Source organism: Acinetobacter sp. MYb10 (genome assembly GCF_002980175.2).
GTDB classification, from domain to species: domain Bacteria; phylum Pseudomonadota; class Gammaproteobacteria; order Pseudomonadales; family Moraxellaceae; genus Acinetobacter; species Acinetobacter guillouiae.
Genome location: NZ_CP058272.1, coordinates 1,799,533 through 1,825,323 on the forward strand (window position 1 = coordinate 1,799,533; position 25,791 = coordinate 1,825,323).

The 25,791-nt window shown below is 37.3% G+C and carries 26 protein-coding genes, 4 tRNA genes and 1 riboswitch; of the genes, 18 read left to right on the top strand and 12 right to left on the bottom strand.

What is annotated here, in order from left to right:
- Window positions 1–106: 106 nt before the first annotated feature.
- The 3 genes from CQZ96_RS08370 to pgeF form a co-directional block, all read right to left on the bottom strand.
- Window positions 107–1,429 carry a hypothetical protein gene (locus tag CQZ96_RS08370; protein WP_105713098.1) on the bottom strand — a complete coding sequence of 441 codons (1,323 nt, stop codon included), beginning with the start codon at window positions 1,427–1,429 and terminating at the stop codon, window positions 107–109.
- A gap of 427 nt (window positions 1,430–1,856) precedes the next feature.
- The gene (locus tag CQZ96_RS08375) at window positions 1,857–2,411 is read right to left on the bottom strand and encodes a flavodoxin family protein (RefSeq protein WP_056514339.1); all 555 of its coding nucleotides are present in this window, start codon (window positions 2,409–2,411) and stop codon (window positions 1,857–1,859) included.
- Between the two features lie 126 nt (window positions 2,412–2,537).
- The gene (gene pgeF, locus CQZ96_RS08380; protein WP_105713099.1) at window positions 2,538–3,281 is read right to left on the bottom strand and encodes a peptidoglycan editing factor PgeF; all 744 of its coding nucleotides are present in this window, start codon (window positions 3,279–3,281) and stop codon (window positions 2,538–2,540) included.
- A gap of 183 nt (window positions 3,282–3,464) precedes the next feature.
- On the opposite strand from pgeF, the gene CQZ96_RS08385 reads away from it, so the two are divergent.
- On the top strand, window positions 3,465–4,244 hold the full coding sequence (locus CQZ96_RS08385; RefSeq protein WP_105713100.1) for a DUF4882 family protein: 780 nt from the start codon (window positions 3,465–3,467) through the stop codon (window positions 4,242–4,244).
- Window positions 4,245–4,293: 49 nt separating this feature from the next.
- Here the strand turns inward: CQZ96_RS08385 and rluD are convergent, their stop codons facing one another.
- A complete protein-coding gene (gene rluD, locus CQZ96_RS08390; protein ID WP_004722483.1) occupies window positions 4,294–5,346 on the bottom strand; it encodes a 23S rRNA pseudouridine(1911/1915/1917) synthase RluD in 1,053 nt (350 codons plus the stop codon).
- Window positions 5,347–5,417: 71 nt separating this feature from the next.
- Here rluD and CQZ96_RS08395 point away from each other — a divergent pair, with 71 nt between their 5' ends.
- Complete coding sequence (locus CQZ96_RS08395; RefSeq protein WP_004722484.1) at window positions 5,418–6,440, top strand: outer membrane protein assembly factor BamD; 1,023 nt, start codon at window positions 5,418–5,420, stop codon at window positions 6,438–6,440.
- 118 nt (window positions 6,441–6,558) lie between these two features.
- On the top strand, window positions 6,559–8,466 hold the full coding sequence (locus tag CQZ96_RS08400) for a DNA primase (RefSeq protein WP_105713101.1): 1,908 nt from the start codon (window positions 6,559–6,561) through the stop codon (window positions 8,464–8,466).
- Here the strand turns inward: CQZ96_RS08400 and CQZ96_RS08405 are convergent.
- Together CQZ96_RS08405 and hemA are read right to left on the bottom strand one after the other, a co-directional pair.
- Complete coding sequence (locus tag CQZ96_RS08405) at window positions 8,463–8,912, bottom strand: hypothetical protein (RefSeq protein WP_228722788.1); 450 nt, start codon at window positions 8,910–8,912, stop codon at window positions 8,463–8,465. The genes CQZ96_RS08400 and CQZ96_RS08405 overlap by 4 nt on opposite strands.
- An 89-nt stretch (window positions 8,913–9,001) precedes the next feature.
- Window positions 9,002–10,288 (bottom strand): glutamyl-tRNA reductase, encoded by a 1,287-nt coding sequence (gene hemA / locus CQZ96_RS08410; RefSeq protein WP_056514355.1) that lies wholly within the window; start codon window positions 10,286–10,288, stop codon window positions 9,002–9,004.
- Between the two features lie 107 nt (window positions 10,289–10,395).
- On the opposite strand from hemA, the gene CQZ96_RS08415 reads away from it, so the two are divergent.
- From CQZ96_RS08415 to panD, 11 genes are all read left to right on the top strand, one after another.
- A complete protein-coding gene (locus CQZ96_RS08415; protein ID WP_004722489.1) occupies window positions 10,396–12,078 on the top strand; it encodes a tetratricopeptide repeat protein in 1,683 nt (560 codons plus the stop codon).
- An 8-nt stretch (window positions 12,079–12,086) separates the two neighbouring features.
- On the top strand, window positions 12,087–12,695 hold the full coding sequence (lolB, locus tag CQZ96_RS08420) for a lipoprotein insertase outer membrane protein LolB (protein WP_004722492.1): 609 nt from the start codon (window positions 12,087–12,089) through the stop codon (window positions 12,693–12,695).
- Window positions 12,696–12,720: 25 nt separating this feature from the next.
- Window positions 12,721–13,554, top strand: a complete 834-nt coding sequence (ispE, locus tag CQZ96_RS08425; protein WP_016539189.1) for a 4-(cytidine 5'-diphospho)-2-C-methyl-D-erythritol kinase — start codon at window positions 12,721–12,723, stop codon at window positions 13,552–13,554.
- 4 nt (window positions 13,555–13,558) lie between these two features.
- A tRNA-Gln gene (locus CQZ96_RS08430) sits at window positions 13,559–13,633 on the top strand.
- A gap of 30 nt (window positions 13,634–13,663) precedes the next feature.
- Window positions 13,664–13,738: transfer RNA gene (locus CQZ96_RS08435), tRNA-Gln, on the top strand.
- A 19-nt stretch (window positions 13,739–13,757) separates the two neighbouring features.
- Window positions 13,758–13,832, top strand: a tRNA-Gln gene (locus CQZ96_RS08440).
- Between the two features lie 91 nt (window positions 13,833–13,923).
- Window positions 13,924–13,998 (top strand) — tRNA-Gln (locus CQZ96_RS08445).
- A gap of 35 nt (window positions 13,999–14,033) precedes the next feature.
- Window positions 14,034–14,987, top strand: a complete 954-nt coding sequence (locus CQZ96_RS08450) for a ribose-phosphate pyrophosphokinase (protein WP_004722497.1) — start codon at window positions 14,034–14,036, stop codon at window positions 14,985–14,987.
- A gap of 97 nt (window positions 14,988–15,084) precedes the next feature.
- The gene (gene rplY, locus CQZ96_RS08455) at window positions 15,085–15,381 is read left to right on the top strand and encodes a 50S ribosomal protein L25 (protein WP_004722499.1); all 297 of its coding nucleotides are present in this window, start codon (window positions 15,085–15,087) and stop codon (window positions 15,379–15,381) included.
- A gap of 20 nt (window positions 15,382–15,401) precedes the next feature.
- The gene (gene pth, locus CQZ96_RS08460; protein ID WP_004722502.1) at window positions 15,402–15,980 is read left to right on the top strand and encodes an aminoacyl-tRNA hydrolase; all 579 of its coding nucleotides are present in this window, start codon (window positions 15,402–15,404) and stop codon (window positions 15,978–15,980) included.
- A gap of 153 nt (window positions 15,981–16,133) precedes the next feature.
- Window positions 16,134–16,514 carry an aspartate 1-decarboxylase gene (panD, locus tag CQZ96_RS08465; RefSeq protein ID WP_004722504.1) on the top strand — a complete coding sequence of 127 codons (381 nt, stop codon included), beginning with the start codon at window positions 16,134–16,136 and terminating at the stop codon, window positions 16,512–16,514.
- Between the two features lie 66 nt (window positions 16,515–16,580).
- On the opposite strand, the gene CQZ96_RS08470 is transcribed toward panD, so the two are convergent.
- The 3 genes from CQZ96_RS08470 to CQZ96_RS08480 all read right to left on the bottom strand — a co-directional run bounded on the left by CQZ96_RS08470 (window position 16,581) and on the right by CQZ96_RS08480 (window position 19,637).
- The gene (locus CQZ96_RS08470; protein WP_004722506.1) at window positions 16,581–17,048 is read right to left on the bottom strand and encodes a hypothetical protein; all 468 of its coding nucleotides are present in this window, start codon (window positions 17,046–17,048) and stop codon (window positions 16,581–16,583) included.
- A gap of 151 nt (window positions 17,049–17,199) precedes the next feature.
- Window positions 17,200–17,811: a GDYXXLXY domain-containing protein gene (locus CQZ96_RS08475; RefSeq protein WP_004722508.1), complete on the bottom strand. Its 612-nt coding sequence runs from the start codon at window positions 17,809–17,811 to the stop codon at window positions 17,200–17,202.
- Window positions 17,808–19,637 carry a DUF2157 domain-containing protein gene (locus tag CQZ96_RS08480; RefSeq protein WP_004722510.1) on the bottom strand — a complete coding sequence of 610 codons (1,830 nt, stop codon included), beginning with the start codon at window positions 19,635–19,637 and terminating at the stop codon, window positions 17,808–17,810. The genes CQZ96_RS08475 and CQZ96_RS08480 overlap by 4 nt, the downstream gene beginning before the upstream one ends.
- A gap of 170 nt (window positions 19,638–19,807) precedes the next feature.
- A riboswitch (FMN riboswitch) is annotated at window positions 19,808–19,965 on the top strand.
- Between the two features lie 108 nt (window positions 19,966–20,073).
- Here CQZ96_RS08480 and ribB point away from each other — a divergent pair.
- Entirely contained in the window at window positions 20,074–20,733 is a 660-nt protein-coding gene (ribB, locus tag CQZ96_RS08485) for a 3,4-dihydroxy-2-butanone-4-phosphate synthase (RefSeq protein ID WP_056514369.1), read from the top strand.
- A gap of 210 nt (window positions 20,734–20,943) precedes the next feature.
- Here the strand turns inward: ribB and CQZ96_RS08490 are convergent, their stop codons facing one another.
- Window positions 20,944–21,426: a DUF1289 domain-containing protein gene (locus CQZ96_RS08490; protein WP_004722515.1), complete on the bottom strand. Its 483-nt coding sequence runs from the start codon at window positions 21,424–21,426 to the stop codon at window positions 20,944–20,946.
- A 235-nt stretch (window positions 21,427–21,661) separates the two neighbouring features.
- Between CQZ96_RS08490 and CQZ96_RS08495 the strand changes: the two genes are divergently transcribed.
- The 3 genes from CQZ96_RS08495 (at window position 21,662) to CQZ96_RS08505 (ending at window position 24,886) form a co-directional block, all read left to right on the top strand.
- Window positions 21,662–22,594 (top strand): rhodanese-related sulfurtransferase, encoded by a 933-nt coding sequence (locus CQZ96_RS08495; RefSeq protein ID WP_105713102.1) that lies wholly within the window; start codon window positions 21,662–21,664, stop codon window positions 22,592–22,594.
- A gap of 494 nt (window positions 22,595–23,088) precedes the next feature.
- Window positions 23,089–23,664, top strand: coding sequence for a DedA family protein (locus tag CQZ96_RS08500; protein WP_004722518.1), 576 nt, complete (start codon window positions 23,089–23,091; stop codon window positions 23,662–23,664).
- A gap of 613 nt (window positions 23,665–24,277) precedes the next feature.
- A complete protein-coding gene (locus CQZ96_RS08505) occupies window positions 24,278–24,886 on the top strand; it encodes a LysE family translocator (protein ID WP_056514375.1) in 609 nt (202 codons plus the stop codon).
- Between the two features lie 71 nt (window positions 24,887–24,957).
- Here the strand turns inward: CQZ96_RS08505 and CQZ96_RS08510 are convergent, their stop codons facing one another.
- Together CQZ96_RS08510 and CQZ96_RS08515 are read right to left on the bottom strand one after the other, a co-directional pair.
- The gene (locus tag CQZ96_RS08510; RefSeq protein WP_004722523.1) at window positions 24,958–25,482 is read right to left on the bottom strand and encodes a YecA family protein; all 525 of its coding nucleotides are present in this window, start codon (window positions 25,480–25,482) and stop codon (window positions 24,958–24,960) included.
- Between the two features lie 66 nt (window positions 25,483–25,548).
- Window positions 25,549–25,755, bottom strand: a complete 207-nt coding sequence (locus tag CQZ96_RS08515) for a PA3496 family putative envelope integrity protein (protein ID WP_004722524.1) — start codon at window positions 25,753–25,755, stop codon at window positions 25,549–25,551.
- Window positions 25,756–25,791: the final 36 nt, after the last annotated feature.

The window sequence follows — 25,791 nt, forward strand, 5'->3', positions numbered from 1 at the left end:
GTCACTTGAGTGAGTTATTGCAAGTCGTGATGATTGGCACAGTGATAAAGCTCAATCCTATATAAGAAAAAACCTCCATCAGGAGGCTTCCTTTAGTCTTAAAGGTCTAACAGAATTTTAGATTGCCATAGCAATTAGGTGCAAAGCCTTGAGTTGCTAAGGGTAAATCCTTAATTGGGAAGTACAGTGGATTTGTTCCTGATAAATTAATTCTGCCAATCGCAACTTCATTAAGAACACAACCAAATATACTTGGACATATCACAGTGTTTTCACGTTTACCCAGATAGGTATTTAAACTTGGTATAACTTGTTTCAATATGTCATTGGTCACTTCAATCTGATTTTTAGGTATGACTTTACCAATATCAATCTCATCTTCTATGGCTAACCACCATCCTCTTTGCGCCGCAATTTCAGCATTTGGCCACCACACAGATTGTTGTTGTAATGATAATGAAAATGGATTATTCAATTCTAAGTTATGAATATATCCTAAGCTTTGGTTAATATCTAAATCTGCAGTTAATCCAGTTATACTCCCACTCGCATTTAATTGTAAAAATGATAAATCAAATCCTGCAAGAATTGGTCTAATTGTACCCCTAAAAAATAGTTCATCAATTTTAGCTTTCCCAGTCAAAAGTGCACTATTCATACGATTACCATATAGCGTTTTTGCATTGATCTCTAATGTAGCACCAGCAGATTGTAGTCCTAGATTATAGTTGTTTGTTGCAAAACTAACTGTTGGAAGAAAACTCATTTTGATATTACCTCGGATAGGCATATCTGTATCATTAAATGTCATTGCTCTTGGAGCAGTGGATGCCGTTCCTGTAGTCGCCTTAATTTTTATAGCCCCACTTAAACTATTTATTCCATTAGGTAGATCAGAGTTCTCTATTCCTGTGGTTAACAAGCCTAGGACTTTTTCAGCACTTAAACGTAGACCAACCACTTCTCGTGTTGACACAGAATTGGGATTTTTTATCGCAAACTCTACAAAGGGATTGGTTAATTTTGCACTTGAACCCACACGTCCTTCACGTGTATCAGCTATACCTGAAAGGCTTAAATTATCAATATCAATGTCGCAACCGCCTGCCCCGTTTACCCCACCACAACCCAGTTGTAATTTTTTAATATTGGCATTTAGGTCAAGTTCTGCTTCCAATCCAAGTTTATAGAATCCAACATCTTGTCCTTGCATGTTATTGATTGAGTCATTTGGGGCAATATAACTCAAGCTCATCAGTGCCTGACCACTCACATCCGAAAGTTCAGAATCATTTAATTGAATTAAACTCTCAGAATGTAAAGTGCTTGCAAAACTATGGATTGAAGAAAACAATCCAGTACAAATGAAAGCTAGTTTTGCAATTTTAATGATTTTCTTATTAATCTCTCGATTTTTTTTGATATCCATACCATCTTCTCAGATCTTATTATGGATAAAAAATATACTAAGTGTTAAATAAAGAAAATAACACTTCGTCGTAAATATTTATATTTTATAATTTTTATATAATTCACGTCACCCTCACAATGATTCTAAAGGATTTTTTACTTATATTACTTTATGTAACTAATTTTAACAATTGTATATTTATACTTAACAATTCCACAATAATCCGTCCAAAGCAGATCATAAGTCACCAGTGCATAATACGTTTTCATAAATGCAAAAAATGATCATATTGATTGAATCATATTGGTATTTAAAATTGCTTCTCCCGTTGGGAGAAGGGGCTTGTATATTGATCTATAGTTTAAAAATGGCTTATCAAAGAAGCCTATTATAAAAGTTTTTATTTATTCTATTTTCCATTCTTTTATCGAATACCAATGAACAACTACGGCGTAATTTTATTTACTAGCAACGCAATATACTCTCCAAACCATGTTGCGGTTTGCAAGTCACCAGAGGGCGGTGTAATTTCAACAGGTGCATTATCTGATTGTGTCATTAACCCCAAATAACCCGCCATACGGTTTAAGTCTGTTGGTTTAATACCTGTAGGCATTAAAGGGAGCCCAGACCATAACATGCCATGCTGCATTGCAAAGATATTAATCTGTTGCAGTACAGATAACTTATCGCCACTTAAACCACCAGAATTGGTAAATGCGGCAGCTAGTTTGCCCTGCCAATCACGATTTTTCCAACGTTTAGAGGTAGAGTCCATAAACATTTTAAATGGACCTGTAACACTTCCCATATAGGTCGGTGAACCAAAAATAATGGCATTCGCTTGATCTAAAATATCCCAATCAATATGCTCAATATCCATTTGATGAACAGTTACACCGATCTTCTCTGCACCTTGTGCAATATAATTCGCAACTTTTGCAGTATGACCAAATGGACTGTGGTAAACGATCGCGATAGATTTAGCAGATAAAGACATATCAATTGAAAACAAACAAATTTGGTCAAGTTTAACATCAATTCATTTTTAAACAATTCTTGTAATGTTTAGAAAACCTATGACATAACACTTAAAACAACGATAAATCTATTTAAAAATAAAGATTTAATTCCGAATAAATACAAAAGTAGCCATACGCCCTGTTTTTGTATGACGACGATAAGAATAGAAATCCTGATCTTGACGATAAGAACACTGATCTCCTCCTGTAATCGTATTCACTCCATGTTGTTTAAGAATATAACGTGCAATCGCATACAAATCCGCATAGTGCTTACCTGCTTGCTCACTCTCTATAAATGCAGTGTCTAGTTCAGCATATTTAGAACAAAAAGCAGCTTTCACTTCCGCGCCAATTTCAAAACAAGGCTGGCTAATTGCTGCACCCAACCAAGCCCAAGTAGGTGGGGATTTCATATTGGCAATGGTACTTTCAATTATTCCCCCTGCTAAACCGCGCCAACCTGCATGTAGGTTGGCAACCTCAGTACCTGCGGCATTACCTAAAACAACGGGTAGGCAATCAGCGGTCATCATCATCAAGGCATGCCCCTGAGTCTGTGTGACCAAACCATCACCCTCCAATGCGCTAAAAGTCATTTCTTCATTGATGGTATGACATATTGTGCTGTGGGTTTGCGTCATCCATGTAATTTTACTAACACCCAATTCGGCAAATTCATCCAATAAAATCATACGGTGTTGTTGTACCCGTTGAGGATCGTCATTTACATGCAAAGCCAAATTAAAACCTTCAAGCTCAGGCTGTACAGATGGCAAATCCTTTGGATGATATATATGAGTCTGACCTGCATATACACCTTGAGGTAATCCTTGAACAAATAGCATATGACTCATTTCCTCTTCAAATCATTTTCACGACTCAATAACTATAGCAAATTTACTCAATCCAAAACCAATCTTCTAGTCCATTTTGTTGATTAACAAAACTAAACATTTCAACTTAATATAGTGTTGTTTTTTTAATCAAATTCATTAATATTAATTAAAACTTAAAAATAAGGACAAACCATGAAAAAATTAAAGCTTGCTGTTTTATTGAGTTTGAGTGTTATCAGCACGCAAGGATTTGCACTCTGTCGTTATGATTTAGACGGTTTTTTATCTGATCAATACAATCCTGTAGCACAAAAATTTCCTACGGTATCAGGTCAAAAAGTTTCATATAAAATTCTAAATACAACAAGTCCAATCACGTATTCTGCGAATCATAGTACATTGGAAATGACGAATAATACGATTACTGAAGGAGGATTAACATTACCTCAATCAGGCGTTATTGGACTTGAATTCAATACAGAAATTATTCCAACTGAATTAACAAACGATAGAAAAGAAACTAAAAATTATGGAATATTTGTCCAAGACAAAGATAAGAATATGCATTCAATATTCATCACCTATGCCAATAACACAGCATTAAGCTCTCAAGATAATAAAAAGAATGTAGTATTTATACTAATAGCTTCAACTCATCCAGACACTAAACAAACAGAAACTCTTTATGGTTATGGAATACCGATTGAGGGCATGCCACAACAAAATATTGGTATTTACTTTAATCAAAATACCAATCAAATTGGACTGATTGTAAATAAAAACAACTTAGGTTATGTCGCAACTTTACTGTCGAAACCTAAAGATTTCACAGTAGCCCCACAAGTCAATTTTGAGGGTTTTGAAGCCAACTCTCCATACCTAAATAAAACCATGTCATTAGAATTAGTCACGGATAAATCAAAATTTACCAATACTTTTCCTACAGGAACAAAAGATCCTTGTGGTAACTAAATCATTGTATAAAACTGCTCTCATTGAGCAGTTTTATCATGTAAATCAATTAATAGGCTTTGTTTTCAGAGCGTAAAACTTCAACCAACTCAACAAAATCATCTGACCATGGTGCTTCAAACATCATTTCTTCTTGTGTACGTGGGTGAACTAGGCCTAATTTAGAGGCATGTAAAGCTTGGCGTTTAAAGTTACGCAATGCACTGCTCAACTTTTCAGAAGCACCTGCTGGAACTTTAACTCGGCTAACATAGACTGGATCACCCACCAATGGATAACCAATATAGGTGAAATGAATACGGATTTGATGAGTGCGCCCTGTTTCAAGTTGCGCTTGTACACGGGTGAAATGTTGAAAACGTTCTTTAACATTATAATGCGTCACCGCATCACGACCACCTGGTAAAATAGCCATTTTTACACGATCTACAGGATGACGTTTAATCGGTTCATCAATCGTTCCACCTGCAATAATATGACCATAACAAATCAAGTCATATACACGGTAAACTGTTTTTTTAGCCAATTGTTTACTTAAAGAAAATTGCGCTTCCAAATTTTTAGCAACAACCAATAAACCGCTGGTGTCTTTATCAATACGATGTACTAAACCTGCACGAGTTAATTCAGCAGATTTTGGGTAATGATAAAGCAAGGCGTTCACCAAAGTACCATTTGGATTACCCGCACCAGGATGAACAACCATACCAACAGGTTTATTGATGACCATAATATCGTCATCTTCATAAACAATGTTTAAAGGGATATTTTCAGGTTGTGCCGACGTTTGTGCTTCCAATTCAACATCTAAACATAGAAGTTCATTGCCTTCGCATTTATACTTAGGCTTGACAATGTTACCATTTACCAACAAATGACCTTCTTTCATCCACTGCTTGAGTTTTTCACGAGAAAACTCGTTCCAAACCAGTGCTGCGACTTGGTCAATACGTTGCCCTAAATAGCTTTCATCCAGTTGAAATTGCAACGATAAACGTGTTGCAGTCGGCGCAGAATTATGATTATCTGCATCCTCAGAATCTTCAAGTAAATTGAAATCATTTTCTGGGAAATTAGAATTAGAAGAGTGTGCTGAAGTCATTTGCTCATTCGGACAAAAGTGGTTTAATAGCGCAATTGTAGCCTATTGCCCGTATAAACAGAGGAATTTTTATGTCGCTACCACGTTATAAAGTCACAATGCTTGCTTTAACTGTAGGCTTAGCAACTGCATTTGTCGGCTGTAGCAGCAATCCGAAGAAGGATGTTGTTGATACAGGCCCGAAATCAAATGAGCAGACTTATTACAATAATGCGATAAAATCATTAGACCGTGGGCAATATGGCGATGCTGCAAAAGCGTTAGAAGCAATGGATACTTATTTCCCGACTGGGCAATATGCACAACAAGCTCAGCTTGAATTGCTTTACACAAAATTTAAGCAAAAAGATTATGAAGGCACAATTGCACTGGCAGATCGTTTTATTCGTTTAAATCCTCAACATCCGAATTTAGATTATGCCTACTATGTCCGTGGTGTAGCCAATATGGAGCAAAATTATGACAGTTTGCTTCGCTATACATCACTAAAACAAGCACATCGTGATGTAGGTTATTTAAAAATTGCCTATCAAAATTTTGTCGACTTAATTCGTCGCTATCCTTCAAGCCAATATTCAGTTGATGCTGCACAACGAATGAAATACATCGGCCAAGAACTGGCTGAAAGTGAAATGAATACCGCACGTTTCAATATTAAACGTAAAGCGTATTTGGCTGCGATTGAACGTTCACAATGGGTGATTGAACACTATCCTCAAACACCTCAAGTTCCTGAAGCCTTAGCAACAATGGCGTATGGTTATGACAAGTTGGGCGATAAAGAAACCTCACAACAGTACATTGGCGTGCTTAAGCAAAACTACCCGAACCTCGTTAAATCCAATGGCGAAGTGAATATACGCGCAGCACGTAAAGAAGCGAGCTGGTGGAACCGTGCAACATTAGGTATTTTAGGTCGTGGTGATAAAGCAGAAGTATCAAAAGATGCGGGTTCTGAAACGTCTGATCAAGCAGAACAAAAATCAAGCTTGTTAAATAAAGTGAGTTTTGGCTTACTTGATCGTCCAAATCGTGAAGTGTCTAAAGAGCCAGCACGTGCAGATGAAAGTTTGTATGATGGACAACGTAAATAAATATTGATTGCGACAAATCAAGACGGGTTTTTACCCGTCTTTTTTATTCATAGATATTTTTAGACTCAAAACTACGTTAAACTTTAAATTGGTTTAAACGATACATGACATTAAATTTATGGCTATTCCTCAACACACGATAGATCAAATTTTGGATCGCACAGATATTGTCGATCTGATTGGTCAACGTGTGAAATTGAAAAAAACTGGTCGCACCTATTCAGGTTGTTGCCCTTTTCATCAGGAAAAGTCACCCTCTTTTCATGTCTACCGTGATAAACAGTATTATCACTGCTTTGGCTGTCAGGCAAATGGCAATGCCATTCGCTTCTTAATGGATATTGACAATCGAAATTTTGTCGATGTCATGAAAGAACTCTCCAGCCATGCAGGTGTCGAACTTCCCAAAGACAATCATGACAATAAAAAACTGTCGTATAAACGCGAAGTATCTAAACCAAAACCAGCAGTGAAGGCTGTAGACGATAAAGTAGTAGATTCTAAACCTGCTGAGCAAAAAACAGATTCTGTTCAGCCACTTGAAATTGATCCTTTTGAAGCCTTTAGCCAATATCCAGATCCTGAGCATTTCGATCCAACCCAGTTTGACTCAGTGGGTTTTGATCAGATCCCTCAAGATGGCAACCTTTATGATCTGTTAGAAAATATTGCACAATTTTATGAACGGCAATTACCCAACAGTAAAGTGGCGCAAAATTATTTTAAACATCGTGGTTTAAGCGCCGAAACAATCCAATATTGGCGTTTAGGCTATGCACCAGAAGATTGGCAACATTTAGAAAAAGCCTTCCCCCAAGATATTGAAGGCTTAAAACTGCTAGGTCTGATTCGTACCAGTGATAGTGGACGTGACTTCGATTTGTTGCGTGATCGGGTGATTTTCCCGATTCGAGACAACAAAGGTCGTGTTGTAGGTTTCGGTGGTCGCGCATTGAATGACGAAATCAAACCGAAATATATTAACTCACCTGATTCTGAAGTCTTTCATAAAAACCAGTTGCTTTACGGCTTGTATGAAGGTCGGAAAGACCGAGCGCAAAATTGGCTCATGGTTGAAGGTTATATGGATGTGATCGCCTTACAACAAAACGGGATTTCTGGTGCGACAGCAACATTAGGTACGGCCAGTAATGCAGATCATTTAAATATTTTATTTAAGCAGAACAATCAAATCACAATTGCGTTTGATGGTGATGCCGCTGGACAAAAAGCAGCACGTCGAACCTTAGAAATTGCTCTACCTTTATTGAACGATGGTCGTGAACTTAAATTCTTTGTTCTACCCAAAGAACATGACCCAGATTCGTTGATTCGCAAGGAAGGTTTTGAAACGTTTCAACGGATATGGCAACAATCCCCTTTATTATCGGATTTTGTCTTTGCTTTATTGAGTCAAAACTATGATGTTGCTACACCTGAAGGTAAAAGTCAGGTGATGGCTGAACTCAATCAACTGACTGAATTATTACCTAAACAAGGTTCTTACCGCTATTTATTAAGACAGTTTTTTAAAGAAAAGTTAGGTTTTAATCGAAAATGGCAACCTCAAGTCAGCTTAGATGCCTCGTTGTCATTTAATATTCGCACCAAAGATGAAGACTTTGCTGTGGCGATTTTGATGCAACATCCGTTTTTATATATTCACTTTGAAGTATTACGTGCATTGATTCATCCAGATGAATTATTGGCGCAAATCTTAGCTGTATTTGATCGTGTCTTTGACGATCTACCAGATGATCAGGAACTTGCAACCTATTATATTTTAGGTGCATGTGGTGCTTATCATTTGGAACTCTCTGAAATCATACAACGCACCAATATTCAGGCTTTGGCTGAGGCGCCTGAAATGGCAGATAAATTGGCTTCAGATTACTCTTTGGCCTTACAAGAGAAATATTTAAAATTAAAGCTTAAAGCACCAACCTCATTGAGTGAATCACGTAATTTACGTAAACAACTCAATGAACTGACTAAACAAATTAGTTTAAAGTTGGTACATCATTAATTTTCTATAAACGCTTCATTGAGCTTATCAAGTATTTTGTAATACAAAAAATTCATATGGCTATTGGCCTCTTCCATTGAGGAGTCATAAGGCTTATATAGGTTTATAAATATACGTTTTTGAAAGTTTTCATCACTAAAAAACGCGTTGGTGGGGTAATTAGAATCTGAGTGTGCATTTATACTCTCGACCATAAATGCATCAAATATCCGCCCTGAGTAATCTAGATAAAAGCAATATAGTTTAGGTTTTTTGGGATTCTTATAGCATCGATCAACGGAATCAATTACCCCCATAATTCCACCCTGCGTAGAGAGGCTATGTAGATCCTTGATGGCTTGGTTCAATAATACATCACTGTCCTTTACAGGCTTTGCAAAGCATTCTACTGACAAACACAATAATATGAATATATATAAAGTTTTAAGCATTTTAATTGCCTTCATTTCATTATTCTAATTTGATCGCACTAGTATATACACCAATAATAGCTGGTGAAGCAAAAACATTAAATCACATTCGTTTTAAAAAATAATCACTTCGCTTTTGGTTTTCTTTCTTGTTCAAAAATATCCTGAATATTTTCTTTCATCCATTCAAAATGTGAAGGATCTTCATCCTGCGCTGCTTGGCGTAGCAAAATTGAAGATGGATGCAATAATTTTTGCGTCAAACGATGTGCAAAATCCTCAAGTACATGTTGCGTATCCTCACCTGCCTGAATACGTTCTAAGGCATGCGACAACTCCATCTGGCGTTGTTCTTCACCGTGCTCACGAAACTGTTGAATCGTCCCACCTGCTTCTTTTACTTTTTGCTGTGTCACCAACTGAGTCACCAGTTGATTGACCATAACCTCTGCTTCGACCGCAGCTTGACGTCGTTGTGCTAAATTTTCATCAATTACACTTTGTAGATCATCCACACCGTATAAATACACACCATCCAAACTTTCAACTTTTGGATCTATATCACGAGGTACAGCTAAATCGACCATAAGCATTTGTTGATAACGACGTTTTTTTAAAGCGAATTTCACATCTGCATAAGCAATGACTTGATGCAAACTGCCTGTACAACTGGAAATTACATCCGCACGATAAAGCTGAGTAGTGAGTTCATCAAATGGAATAATCTCCACTTCAACACGATGCGCTATTTCTTGTGCTAATTTCTCTGCCCGTTCACGGCTTCGATTACAAATCAGGATTTTTGCAACGCCCATTTCAGCCAAGTGTTTTGCCACCAAGCTGTTCATTTCACCTGCGGCAACCACCATGACTGTAAGCTGTTCAGGCTTACTAAACACTTGCAATGCGAGTTGGGCAACAGCATATCCCATCGAGACAGCATGACTGCCGACTGCAGTTTCAGAACGTACACGTTTGGCTGCATAAAAAGCATATTCAAATATTTGATTCAGATTTTGTGAAACGATTTCAGCATCTTTTGCGATTGATAGTGCTGTTTTAACCTGCCCAAGAATTTGCGGTTCACCCAACATCAACGAGTCTAAACCACTGGCAACCCGCATTAAGTGCGAAACTGCATCAGTATTTTCATAACGATATACATGATTTGACAATTGCTTTACATCAATACCATTGGTTTGGGCGAGCCAATTTAATACCATATCGGCATTTTCAGCCATGGCATAGACTTCAGTGCGGTTACATGTTGACACCACCACCATATCATTCAAATTTTGGCGAAGGCTTTCTACGGCAAATAAATCTTTTAATCGTTCTGGATTAAAAGCGATTTGCTCACGTAGCTCAACAGAAGCAGTTTGATGGTTGACACCCAATGCAAAGAAAGACATATCAGATCATCATTTCGCTAAATTTGTGCTATTGTGCAATAACGGTGTCATAAAAAGCATACTTGGATTCGGAAAAATTGCGTCAAATAAACAACCGCTTAAGCGGCATGACAATTAAGCAATATTCTACCACATTCTTACTGGTTGGTAGCATGGCTTCTAGTGCTCATATTAGAGCATCTGGAGAATTTTATCATGCTAAATATAATACTAATGCATTAAAACAAAGTATTATTGCTGAATTTTCATTAGCTTATAATGATACTGCAACTGCTTTACACAATTATACTGTGCTCGCAATTCGTAGTAATTCAACCACCATTAAGCAACGTGCCTTGAATGTTGCAATTGAACAAAACGATTTAAAAGCAGCTTTAGACATTGCCACCCATTGGGTTGTACAAGAACCTGAAGACGTTCCTGCAAAATTTTATTTGGCACATATCGCGCTCAAATCACATGAATATGAACTTGCAGCGGAGACTCTGGACAGTATTCTCAATATTGACCCCAACGCTGATTTAGAAAAGATTTTAGAAGGAATTGCACCAGAATCAGAAGTAGATCGTCAAAATCTGCTCAGTACACTGAGAGCAAGTAAAGAAAAAAATAATCCTTCTGTTTTAATTCTAATTGCGGGTTTGGAAGCACAAAACGATGAGATCGAACAAGCCTTAAAAACCGTCAATAAGGCGTTAAAAAAACGTTCAAAAGTGACTGGCTTTATTCTGATGAAAGCCAATTTATTAGAGGCTTTGGGTGACCAAGAAGCGACTTTAAATTGGTATGATCGAAGCAGTCGTAAAAACAAGTACAACTATGATATCCGTCTGGCAGAAGTCAAATATCTGATCAAGATTCATCAATCTGAATTGGCCTTAAGCAAATTAGAATCGATTATTCAAGCTTGGCCAGATGCTGAAGAAGCCCTATTTATTGCAGGTTTAACTGCGATTGATTTAAAAAAGCTGGATCAAGCTGAACAGTATTTAGTGGAGTTACGCTACTCGTCACGTTATCAAAACGAAGCATATTTTTATTTGGCAGTAAATGCTGAACGAAAGCAAAATGATGAAACAGCAAAAGCCTATTATCGTTTGGTTGATGGGAACTTATATACGGTTTCACGCCGTAATCTGGTCTCGATTTTTGAAAGACAAGACAAGATGAATGATGCTTTGCGGTTTTTAACCCAAGAACGTGTCAATTATCCACAACATGCAAGTTTCTTATATCAGGCTCAAGCCGAAATTTTAAAACGCATGGGCAATAAAAAAGCAGCGCTGAGATTACTCACTGAAGCAGTGAAGAACTTGCCTGATGATCCTGAAATTCTCTATTCAGAAATACTGCTTCTTGATCCATTTGAAGATCGTGATTTACTTGATAAAGCATTGAAACAACTCTTAACTTTAGAGCCAAATAATCCTGCTTATTTAAATGCTTATGCCTATACGCTTGCACTACAAAATAGACGTTTAGATGAAGCGCGAAAGTATGCTGAACATGCCTTAGATTCTGCACCAGATCAGGCCTCGATTTTAGATACGCTGGGATATATCACATTCTTGCAAAATGATTTTGATGCCGCCTCAAACATTTTATCGAAAGCTTATAATTTGAGTCATAGTGTAAACATTGGTATTCGGTATGCAAAATCTTTGTATATGCAAGGTGCCTTAGCTCAATTTAATGAAGTGTTACAACAACTCAAACAAAATCATCCAAATGATCCTCAATTAAATCAATTAGATTCATTAATATTACCGCAACATATTAAAAAGAGTTAATGACTTGTATGCGTCACATTCCACAGATCTTTTGCACCCTAACTGCTGTAACCGCTTTTACACTCACAGGTTGTCAACAAGTCGTCAAGCCAGCACAAACCACACCAACGCTTACAGCACCGACAGATGCCACAACGCCCCTGCAAAAACCGTCAAATCAATTTAATCTTGAAGGGAAAATTGGGGTGAAAACACCAAAACAGTCTGGCAGTGCGTTCTACACATGGACACAAGACCAACAAGATTTTAACATCCAGTTGAATGGGATCTTAGGTATTGGCAAAACTATTATTGAAGGAAAATCTGGAGAAGTTACCCTAAACAGCGCTAAAACAGGTTCGATTTCGGCTGAAACACCAGAAGAGCTGCTTGAAAAAGCCACAGGCTGGACTGCACCTATTACGCATATTGTCGATTGGGTTCAAGCTTACCCTGCCACTGAAAATGCACAAATCACCCGAGATAATACTCAACGTATTGCTCAAATCATTGAAGATGGCTGGACTGTAGATTTTAGTTATAACAATCAAGCGAGCTTGCCCAATAAGCTGATTTTAAAACAACAACTTGAATCTGGTCAGGAAAATCGTATTACAATGGTGATTCAAAACCGCTAAATCTAGACCTTAGACAATGAAAGCTATGATTCGTGTTCCCTCTCCAGCAAAATTAAATTTGTTTTTGCATATCACAGGTCGTCGTGAAAATGGCTATCACGAGTTGCAAAGTATTTTTCAGCTGATTGATTTGTATGACTGGTTAGAATTCATCCAAACAGAACATTCTCAAGCAGAAATCAGTCTTGAAGGTTTGAGTAACGTCGATTTGGAACATAATCTGATCTATAAAGCGATTCAAATTTTAAAACCTTATGCTACACAGCCGACTGGTTTAAAAATTCGTATCGAAAAGAATATTCCAATGGGTGCAGGTCTAGGTGGTGGTTCTTCCAATGCTGCCACCACATTGATTGTGGTCAATCAACTTTGGCAGTGCGGTTTAAATACTGAACAACTGGCTGAGCTTGGGGTTAAATTGGGTGCAGATGTTCCAATCTTTGTTCATGGTCGTAATGCTTGGGCAGAAGGTATAGGTGAACACTTAACATTCATAGACTTAGATCAAAAACAATACATTGTGTTAAAACCTGATTGTTTTATCAGCACTCAACGACTTTTTTCGCAAAAAACATTGACAAGAGATACGAAGCCTACTAAATTTTGCGCCTATCAGCTAAAGCCATCCAATTTTAGAAATGATTTTGAGCCACTGGCAAGAAATTTATATCCTGAAGTTGATGAAGCAATGCAGTATTTAGATCAGTTCGGTACAGCAAAGCTTACAGGTACAGGTGCTTGTGTTTTTGTTGAAGTCACTGAACAAATGAAGATTGATGATGTTTTAAATCATTCACCCTGCAAAGCCTATTTGGTCAACAGTTTGAATGAATCACCACTCACTCATTTTACAGTGTAATGATAGGGGCGTCGCCAAGTGGTAAGGCACCGGGTTTTGATCTCGGCATCCGTTGGTTCGAATCCAGCCGCCCCTGCCATCATTTTTCATCTGTAGATCGTTGTATTTTAGGGGCGTCGCCAAGTGGTAAGGCACCGGGTTTTGATCTCGGCATCCGTTGGTTCGAATCCAGCCGCCCCTGCCATTAAATACAACATCAAATTAGGGGCGTCGCCAAGTGGTAAGGCACCGGGTTTTGATCTCGGCATCCGTTGGTTCGAATCCAGCCGCCCCTGCCATTTTCTCAAAAAAGACAGAACGTAGTAATTTGTATTTAATGTTGATTTACCTTGACAGAGACATGCAAAAACACTAAAATTCTGCCGCATTAGGGGCGTCGCCAAGTGGTAAGGCACCGGGTTTTGATCTCGGCATCCGTTGGTTCGAATCCAGCCGCCCCTGCCATCTAATTCAAATCTGCCAACCGCCAAGGGTGCTTCATGCCCAATCTTGTCGTTTTTAGTGGAACTGCGCATCCACAATTCGCCCAAAAAGTCGTTAGCCATTTGCACATCCCTCTGGGAGCTGCTGCTGTAGGTAAATTTTCTGATGGTGAAATCACTGTCGAAATTACTGAAAATGTGCGTGGTAAAGACGTGTTTATCGTACAGCCCACTTGTGCCCCTACGAATGATAACCTTATGGAAATCTTAGTAATGGCAGATGCTTTGCGTCGTGCAAGTGCTGGTCGTATTACTGCTGTAATTCCATACTTCGGTTATGCACGCCAAGACCGTCGTCCTCGTTCAACTCGTGTTCCAATTACTGCAAAAGTTGTAGCAGACATGCTCACCACTGTGGGTATTGACCGTGTTGTAATGATCGACTTGCATGCTGACCAAATCCAAGGTTTCTTTGATATTCCTGTAGATAACATCTACGGTACACCTGCTTTGCTTGCTGACTTACGTCAACAACAACATCATAACTTGATGGTGGTTTCACCTGACGTTGGTGGTGTAGTTCGTGCACGTGCTGTTGCAAAACAAATGGGTGATATCGACCTTGCAATCATTGATAAACGTCGTCAAAAAGCCAATGAATCACAAGTGATGCATTTGATTGGTGATGTACGTGATCGTGACTGTGTGATTGTTGATGACATGGTTGATACAGCTGGTACTTTGTGTAAAGCTGCCGATGCACTAAAAACTTTTGGTGCTCGTAAAGTGGTTGCTTATGCAACGCACCCTGTACTTTCAGGTAAAGCACTCGAAAATTTAAGTAAATCTGTAATTGATGAATTGGTTGTTACTGACACAATTCCACTTTCAGATGAAGCATTAAAACTTGGTAAGATTCGCCAAGTTTCAGTAGCAAGTATGGTTGCTGAAACAATTCGTCGTATTAACAACGAAGAATCTATTAGCGCAATGTTCGATTCTTATCTATAATAGCGCCAAATTTTCAAAGCCCTACTCTTTGGTAGGGCTTTATATCACTGGGCTGGTCGAAAGTTCAGTCAATTACACTCAATGAGGAAATGTCATCATGGCAAACTTCGTATTAAATGCAGTAGCACGTGAAGAAGCAGTTCAAGGGAAAGGTTCGAGCCGCCGCCTTCGTCTTCAAAATAAAGTTCCAGCAATCATCTATGGTGGTTCTGCTGAACCTGTAGCGGTTACTTTAGAACTTCGCGAGCTTGTTAAAGCTTTAGAAAATAACTCTTTCTTTGAAGAAGTTATTGATCTTAACATCGAAGGTAAAGTTGAAAGCGTTAAAATCCAAGCTTTACAACGTCACCCAGCTAAAAACACTCCAATGCACGCTGACTTTAAACGCGCATAAGTGTTAAATGGTGTAAATGAGTGAGTAAACTTTCACTGATTATTGGTTTGGGTAATCCAGGTTCTGAATATGCCCAAACCCGCCATAATGCAGGCTTTTGGTTCGTCGAACGCCTTGCAGAACAATATGGTATTACATTAAAAACTGATTCAAAATATAAAGGAATCAGTGGTCGTGGTAATATTGAAGGACAAGATGTTCGTCTACTATTGCCCACAACATTTATGAACCTTTCTGGTCAAAGTGTTGTTCCCTTTGCAAAATTCTACCAAATTAAACCAGAAGAAATTCTCATCGCTCATGATGAACTGGATATGAATCCGGGCGTCATTCGTTTAAAAACTGGCGGTGGACATGGTGGTCACAATGGTCTACGTGACATTGTTCCTCATATTGGTTCTAATTTTCATCGCTTACGTATTGGCATTGGTCATCCCGGCGCTAAAGAAAAAGTTTCAGGACATGTACTTGGTAAAGCACCAAGCAGTGAACAGACTTTAATGGATGATGCAATACACCATGCTTTAGGCAAAACAAAATTATTGGTTAATGGTGAGATTCAGCAAGCAATGAATCAAATCAATGCTTATAAAGCATAATTTAAACCTAAATTTTATGTTCTTTGTTCAACAATTTTTCTTGCCATGATTCATTTTTAAGAGCAAAATGCGCTTTCAAATGCATCCCCCCATTGAAAATTGTTGATTCAACACAAGATAACAATTGTAAGGGCTACTCTGGAGACGCAAATCATGCTATCTCGTTTATTAAAAGCAAAAATCCATCGTTGTGTTGTTACACAAGCAGAATTACATTATGAAGGTTCTTGTGCAATCGACGGTATTCTTTTGGATTTAGCTGGTATCCGTGAATATGAAGAAATTCATATGTGGAACGTGACTAATGGTAAGCGCTTTACAACCTATGCGATTCGTGGTGAAGAAGGTTCAGGCATCATTTCAGTCAATGGTGGCGCTGCACTTCAAGCTGATGTTGGTGATTTAATGATTATTGCCACATTTGGCGATTTTACCAATGCTGAAGCTGATGCGCATAAACCACGTCTTGTATATGCAAATCCAGACAATACAGTAAATCACACAGCAAACTGTATCCCTGTTCAAGTTGCATAATTGCACGCAGATGATTCAAGACCCGCAATGATGCGGGTTTTTTATGTCTATTTCACTTAATTCTTTTCAATAACAGCTATTTACACCATTATCATTATAATACAGACTAATAATCCATGAGTTAACCTTATCATTCTGAATAATTTCACCACTTCTCTTTTTCAAAGTGACAGGAGATCCAATATTTAATATTTGTGTCTTATTTAAACAATATTGAAAATACCTACCTTCATCCTTTATTCTTCTCCAGCCATCAGAAACAAGTTGTTGTTGTATCCGTGTCATTTCTTCACTAGACAAATTATCTCGATGTATCCGTATTGAAGCAGATGCGTTGCCAGGCCTAATCAGTGATGGAATAAATTCTGGAGAATATTGGATAAAATACTTATTTTTAATTCCTCTAAAATTGATTATTTCTGGACTATTTGAATATGACTTATTCAAGCGACCTGAATAAAATGTAGATAAAACAAAAATAAATAATATTAGAAAAATAATCATATGGGAAAATTTGATCTGGTTATCTTTCACAACGACTATCCATACATATTATGGCTATGAAAACCAATAAGACTAAATTCAAACTGACTTAATCCACCATTTATTCAAAACACTTATTTCATGCATATTATTCGATGTTGCCTTAGCAAGTATCCGTTATAGTGAATAATTTAGACTTCAATTATTCAGTTCTTTCAGAACTAAAACCGTCCAACCAACTCCGCTTTGCTTCACAGCCCAAATCTTGTAAATGCTCTCCTCGTAAAGATGCAAGAATCGCATTGCCCTGCTGATCCACCTTAAACTCAGCATACGTTGCTTGCTGATAACATTCAGCTAAGCCTTCTGCAAATAAAAAGCTATTGGATGCAGGATAAAGTGATCTATGCCGATTATCAGGGTTTTTCAAAATCAATTTAACAGTTTGCGCATCTTTAGGCTTTTCAAAATAAGTATGTGCCACCTTTTTATGTTGATCCAATTCAACATAAGCCGTAACCGAAGGCTTATTTTCAATCACTTGATCAAAATAATGCCCTGAAAAGATATGATTTTCATCATTATCACTTGGATCTACATTGTTCTGATCACCCTGATTTAGCTTTTGCGGTGCAAAGTAAAGTTGATAACTCAGCACCATATAATCACCTTGTATTAACGAACGTGGATCAACAGGTTGTAAGTGGACATATATACTCTGACTATTCTTCAGATGCTGTTCATTCTTAAAAATGATGCCTAGAAAAAGAACAATACAGCTTAAAGCAAGACAAAGAGGAATGATTTTTTTCATGTATTTACTCCCTCTTTTGATTGGAATTTATGCAGCACCCAAGTCAGTACCAATAAAATTAATCCTGAGCTAAAAATACTTAGACTTTTAACAAGGAAGCTGACATTCAACGCGTAGTAAATAAACCATAAGGTTAACGCCAAAGTCACTAAAGCAAAACCATAGACAATCTTATCGTGCTGTGGCAATGCCCATGAAAGTATGGCGATACAAATAAAAATTTCAAAATAGCCATAAAATATCAGGACTGCTGCAAAAGCCAATAAAATCAATTGAGCAATCAAGCTAAATTGATTGTGAATCCTCAACACCATAAACAAAGCCAACCATAAAATAGGCAGCCCCAAGCTGAGAATAGGAAGGTATCTAATTTTCTCTAATTCATATTGTCCAAATAGTGTATAGAAACCCAAGGATGAAAGAATAATCAATAAATTCGCCAATGCTAAACTGCGTTGATATTGACTGGGTTGAATACGATGCACCCAAATCATTACCAGATAAAATCCATAACTCAGCAAGAGCAGAAATGAAAAGTTTTCAACAAAACGATGTAATCCAAGCAGAACACTTAAATCCCAAATCAACGCAATACCTGATAAATACAAGGCAAATAGTTGAATTAAAATAAAGAACCAATGGCTGCGAATAAAATAACTAAGACACAGCATGGCAAATTGAATAAAGAAAATTGGAAAGAATTGATCTGTTAATTCAAACGTGTGGAAAATCACAGCATTTTGCCCTGCGACCCATATACAATAAGCAAACTGTCTTAAAAATAAAGCTTGTTTGCTTCTTAAAATAAAGGCAGCCAATACCACAAAAATAGCCCCCATGATCAAGGAAAAATTGCCCCAAAATGTCAGCATCAATGATGCCAATAAAACACCTGCAATCCATGCCCCCACTGCGATAGGAATATTATTAAATTTGTTTTGTGGGATAAACTTAATCAATAAAAAAGTAATCAATGCAAACCAAGCGAAAACCACCAGTGCAATTGAAAATAATCCGAGCACTTCGGATTCACGAAACAGACTATTCATCCATTTGAAAATCACCAGCGTAAATGTAATCCCTAAACCTACTGCTGAAAGCACACTGCATAATTGATCTCTTTTTCGATAAAAATAAAGTAGCGCAATCGAAAGTAGAAAAAATGAAGAAATTAAATAAGCGATCTTAAGGTTTATCCATGTAAAAACCATGGCTGTGGCTAATGCTAAATTACTGTCACCATATAAAAATAGCCCCATATGCCAAATTGAAAGAATGCCAAACCATAAGACAAAGAGATAACGCAGCTTTTGATAACAACGAAGACAAAAATAAAACTGAAATAGTGAAAGGAGATTTAAGCTAAATAAAAATGTGACAGGATATTCATCAGCCCAAAATGTTTGTTTAAAAAACAAAAATAAGGTGAGTTGACTGACAATACAGAGCAATGTAAAAACACCAATATTTGGACGATACAACCACGGCAGTAATAAAATAGACCAGATTAAAAATAGTAAATAACTATCTGCCCCTGTTTGATAAATTTGACCAATGACAGCCAAACTTAAACCAATCATCAAGCCACTTATTGTATGCAAACACTGTACTAAATAATCATGCTGAACTAAAAAAATACTTGTTACAGCACTGAGTAACAAGAAGAGTTGTGGAATTGCTAATTGAAAAAACTGAGGCAACATAAACCAATTTGCAGCGGTCAGATATAAAATACTGACTGCAATTAGAGCAAATCCCAAAACCTGTAAGTGTTTAACAAAGTCATCATTACGCCATGAATAGACATCTTGCTGAATCGTGATCAAGCTGAGTCTCCTTATTTTATGCTTTGCTATTTGTTGATCACTATGACCACAAATATTCTTTTAAATGTATAAGTTTAATTATTTTCTATAGCAACTATTGTTCTATCTATAGTACTGATCATTCTAAAAAAAAGCATCCATTTAGTAAAAAAGTGTCTATAATAAATGCACATCGCTTCAGGGCGGGGTGTAATTCCCCACCGGTGGTAAATTGGACGGATTTTCAATCCTGAGCCAACAGCCCACGAGCTTATCACGCTTAATCGTGATTCGCAGATTTGGTGAAATGCCAAAGCCGACGGTATAGTCCGGATGAAAGAAGACGACGTCACAGCTTAAAAATTTCAATATTCGCTATTGGAAAAGGTTTTGTAACGCCACTATTTCAAATGTCCTGAAATGTTCAACCGTATTTTAACTTTACGAGAGCGTTTCAATGTCTAGTTTAATTCAACCCGAAATTTTCTTTTCTGCACTATCCCCTGCAGACCAACGTATCGAACAAGCAATCGAAGATATGCGCCAAGGCAAACCTGTTTTGGTCATGGACGATTTTGATCGTGAAAATGAAGCAGATTTAATTGTTGCAGCAGAAACCCTCAATATTGAAACCATGGCACGTATGATTCGTGATGGTTCTGGTATAGTCTGCTTAACCATTACCGATGATTTAGCAGATCACCTTGAACTCCCACCGATGGTTCAGGACAATTCAAGTCAATTTAAAACGGCTTTTACCATCACCATTGAAGCAGCACAAGGTGTAACAACAGGCGTTTCTGCAAAAGACCGTACCACTACTATTCATGCTGCAATTAAAACAGGTGCTGTCGCAAGCGATCTGAATCGCCCCGGTCATGTCTTTCCATTGCGTGGTCGTAATGGTGGTGTATTAACCCGTCGTGGACATACAGAAGGTTCTATTGATTTGGCACGTTTAGCTGGTTTAAAACCCGCTGGTGTATTATGCGAAGTGACCAATCCTGATGGAACAATGGCTTCAGGCATTCAAGTTTTAGCATATGCACAAACGCATCATTTAACGCTTATTACTATTGAAGAATTGGTTCAGTATCGTTTAAAACACAATGTCTAAGAAAATATTTTAAGTCATCACATTTAGACAGAGTAAAAAAGCCAGTTCAAATCTTTGGACTGGCTTTTTAATATTGATTAGGTATTCTTGGTTAAAGTGCGATGAAATAACAGCGCCAGTTTTTGTTTTAATTTTTTATAAGTGGCACTGATTAAAATTAAATAGCCAAAATATCAAGCTGATGAATAATAAATCATTGAAGAAATAAGTTTAAACATCTTCCAAATGTAAAATACTTTGACGAATACCGTCTGCACGTAACCATGCAAAATCATAACTTGCATTGGCCAATGCCAATACACGACGTTCAAACTCATCCCAAAGCGGTTTTACCTGTTTCGCTTGAATTCCCAAACCACTCTCTTCTGCGAGATGTTTATTTTTTTCACAAATTTTTAATGCATGATACAACTTGCGCCCTTTAGAAGCAGAATCCATCACTCGTATACGTTTACCCAAAATAAAACCTTCAATATGTCTTAAATCGGCAAAAGGTAGCATCGGAATTAAAATTTGATCGAGCTGTGCATCCAGCCTCTTCCAAACGGCTAAACGTTGCGCTGAATCATATGTATTCCATTGGATCACTTCATGATTAAAACGACGGCAACCACGACAAACAGAATCACCAAATACCGTTGAACAACGACCAGCGCATGGCGTTAAGGTGGGTATCCGACGTTCGTTACTCAAAATTTACTCCTTACATCAACGATGTGACACACTTTTTTGGCACGAAATAATCATTTCGCAATACTATATATGGTATATAAAATATTTTAAAGCACTATATTTAGTATAAAAACCCATATTTTTTTCAGGGAATAAAAAAACACTACAAAGACTAGGGTTTTCTCGCATATTCATGTAAATCACGCTAAAATATGCGCCTTAAATTTTATTCTATCTTAAATATTTGGAGTACTCCATGAACGCTACTGTAGAACAGCTTGCACCTGTAGAACAGCAAGCGACCTCTGGTTGGGTTGTTGCAGCACTTTATCAATTCAAAGAAGTTCAAGATCCTGCTGATCTTCAACAACGTCTTTTAGACTTGGTAAAAACCATCAACCTTTGCGGTACTCTTATTATTGCAGGTGAAGGAATTAACGGAACTGTTGCTGGCGATCGTCAAGCGATTGATGTCATTCATCAATTCTTATTGAATCAAGGCTTTAATAGCATGGAATATAAAGAATCACATAGTGATGAAAAGCCATTCCGTAAAATGAAGATTAAGCTAAAGAACGAAATCGTAACTTTAGGTGTAGAGGTGAAACCTCGTGATCTTGTTGGACATTATCTTGATCCAAAACAATGGAACGAACTGATTGCGCGTGATGACGTGATTTTGATTGATACACGTAATGATTATGAATATAAAGCGGGTACTTTTAAAGGCGCGATTGATCCTAAAACAGAAACCTTTCGTGAATTTCCAGAATACGTAAAAAAAGAACTTGAACAGCATAAAGATAAGAAAATTGCGATGTTCTGTACAGGCGGTATTCGTTGTGAAAAATCAACATCGCTACTGCTTCAAGAAGGTTTTAACGAGGTGTATCACCTTAAAGGCGGTATTTTAAAATACCTTGAAGAAACCCCTGCTGATGAAAGTATGTGGGAAGGTGAATGTTTCGTATTTGATGGTCGTACTGCGGTGACGCATGGTATGGAAGAAGGCGAAAATATTAAATGTCATGCATGTGGTTGGCCACTTGTTCCCGAAGAAGCTGATTTACCAAGTTATGAACATGGTGTTTCTTGCAAATATTGTATTGATAAAACATCTGAGAAACAAAAAGAAGGTTTCCGTATGCGTCAATCACAAATTACTGCTGCAAAACGCAAACGTCTTTAGGGGCTGTTAGCATTTCATAAATGGCTTACGTTGTAGGTTAAAATTGAGCATGAGACGTATACGTCGTAAAGCATGAATGGAGAATAGCGAGACTATTTTCGAGTTTCATAACGAAGGCTGAGATAATTTTAACCACAACCCTGAGCAAGAACAAAGCACTGCTTTGTTTGCAGCGCAAGGCGCAGCGGGGGACTAGCGTGTTTTTTGTCGCTTCGTCGTTACGAACTACTCATTTAGAATGACTAAATTTCATATTTCGTGCCTAGTATCGCCTAAAAAACACGTGTAGTCGCAAACATAGACGAATTGTCAACAGACCCTAACCTTTATCAATTTTAAAATGCTTCACTCAACCGCAGCTCATTGGCTGCGGTTTTTATTTAGATATTTTAACAACACAACAAATTCTCACTATATTTTGATAAATGAAAACCATACCATGTTCATAACGCCCTATTTTTATATATAAAATGACTGATTGGATTATTTCGATCATGGAGCAACTTGGTTACTTCGGTATTGCTCTTTTGATGTTTTTAGACAATGTTTTCCCGCCGATTCCCTCAGAAGTGATTATGCCATCAGCTGGGTTTGCTGCATCTAAAGGTCAATTATTATTATCGGGTGTAATTATCGCAGGAAGCTTCGGTTCACTGCTTGCTGCCGCGTTGTTGTATTGGGTGGGTCGAAAAATCCCAAATCAAAGCATTTTTAATTGGGTTGACCGCTACGGTAAATACCTTTTTATCAAATCTGAAGATGTCAAAAAAGCTTTAGATTGGTTTGAAAAATATGGACATCGCGTGGTTTTCTTTGGGCGAATGGTTCCCGCAGTTCGTTCTTTGATTAGTATCCCTGCAGGCATGAGTCATATGCCCTTTTGGAAATTTATGCTCTATAGCAGCGTAGGGACTATCATCTGGACCACTTTTCTTGCATGTGTTGGTTATTATTTTGGCAACAATATAGAACTCATGCAACAAATTTTTAGTCGTGTGGGCTATGTGATCATTGTCATTGTATTAATTTTAGTTGCTTATTTTTTCTATAAAAAATCAAAAGCACGCTAAAAATTATTGTGCACCCGCATTCAGTTAAAACACACTATTTTTGTACATTGAGTCGAGCAGGCAAATTTGTGCTTGCTCGGCTGAGCTCTGTGTTCTTAACATTAGCCCTTAACATTAGCTGTCTGACAAATAATCAACAAATTCCAAAAATAACCACAAAGACATTAGAGCTTTCATAAATCAAAATGATCATCTGGAATAAATTGTATTGCTATTAAAAGTTCCTTCTCCCTTTGGAAAAGACTAAGACGAGAGCGGCTATATGTTGATTTATGGGTTTTAATAGGATTTATAAAAAAAGCCTATTGTTTATATTTTCTTATACTCTCCGTTTCACCAATGCCCACCAACTGAAACACGGTCCAATATATAAATAGCATCACTGTATAGAAATCATCCAATCGTAATCAATACAGTACTGCTATCGTAAAAAATCACCACACATTCTATGTGATCAAGACATCCAACCGATTGAGAAATTTGAGTGAATTCAAAGGAAAGCATCATCCATTCCAAAAAATCATGCATTTCATCAAAATATTATCGCTTTAACCCAATACAAATATATGAAAAATATAAAAATAATTAAAACTGTGCAAAAAAGGATACATGAGTGAATGAAATGATTGCTGTGATCTTAATCACCTGCTTGGCAGTAATAAGTCCTGGCGCTGATTTTGCTATCGTGACACGAAACAGTTATTTATATGGTCGAAATATTGGATTAAGCACTGCTTTAGGTATTGCTTGCGGTGTTTGGATACATGTGGGTTATAGCCTACTTGGCCTGGGTTTTTTAAAAAATCATATGCCCTATCTTTTACAAACAATTCAATATATTGGCGCTGCTTATTTAATTTATCTTGGCTATAAAACATTCACGCAGGCAAAAATAAAACTGGATGAAATTGGTGTTGGTATCAGTAGCTGGCAAGCGTTTAAACATGGTTTTTTAACCAATAGCCTAAATCCCAAAACAACTTTATTTGTAATCAGTTTATTTGCTCAGCTGATGACTTCTACAGGAAATTCGACCATTCAGCTTTTTGCTTATGGTGCGTTTATTTCGTTGAGTCATTTTGTTTGGTTTGGCTTGATTGCGTTATTTTGTGCACATCCCCGCATACGAAATAAAATTTTAGATCGCCAAGTGGTGATCAATCGTGTGATTGGCCTTTTACTGTTTATTTTAGGTTGTAGCCTATTATTTGCACGGTTTTAACTATTGGCGTAAATCACCAACAAAAAAAGCATGCCACTTTTCAGTGAGCATGCTTTTTTTATACGCGCAAATTAATTTGGTGTGTGGTACATCAAATAAATTTCATTTAGATTTTCAGGAATTTCTTCAGCAATCTCGTCCATTAACTGGCCGTTGCGGCGGAAAGATTCCATTTGAGGATCTTCATCATCAATACCACTGAACACCATCATTGGTAGTGTGAGATCAACAACTTGATCTTCATATTCTGGTGCAAACCAAGCTTCTTCATTCAGGAACATTGCATCGACAAAGCCAACACTCCAGTCGCCTAAGCTTGATTCAACATCAGCTTCTTCAATTTCAAAAGGAAATGTAATTCCTTCTTCATTGGCTAAGTTTTGACGAATCGCTTCAAGCCATGCTTTGATTTGTACAATGATTTCTGCTGGAACTTTCTTTTGATTATTATCAAATAGCTCATCAAGCCATTTATCAAAAGTAGGACCAACCGCAATTGCGCATAAGAAACCATGAGTCGCTGCGAAATCTAGACCAAATTCATTTTGGTCACCATCTAGATAATCACTCAGTAGGTCTAAATCTAAAGCACTCATTTTGTTTCCAGTAAATTTGTATCAGATTTAAGCATAGCATTTTCCCACGCCATGCCCAATGAATTTTTAATCTTCGTCATCAAAATCATCGTCATCATCAATGTCATAATCAAAATCTTTTAAATCTTTTTCTAAACGACGTTGAGCAAGTAAATCATCGATCAAACGTCGCTTTTCTAAAGATTCTTTGGCGCTAATTTTGCTTGATGACTCATCGAAACTAACATCATCATCACCGTAGTTATCATCTAGTTCAAAATCTGTAGAAGACACTAAAACTACCTCATAATGAAAAAAAGTGAATGGGTC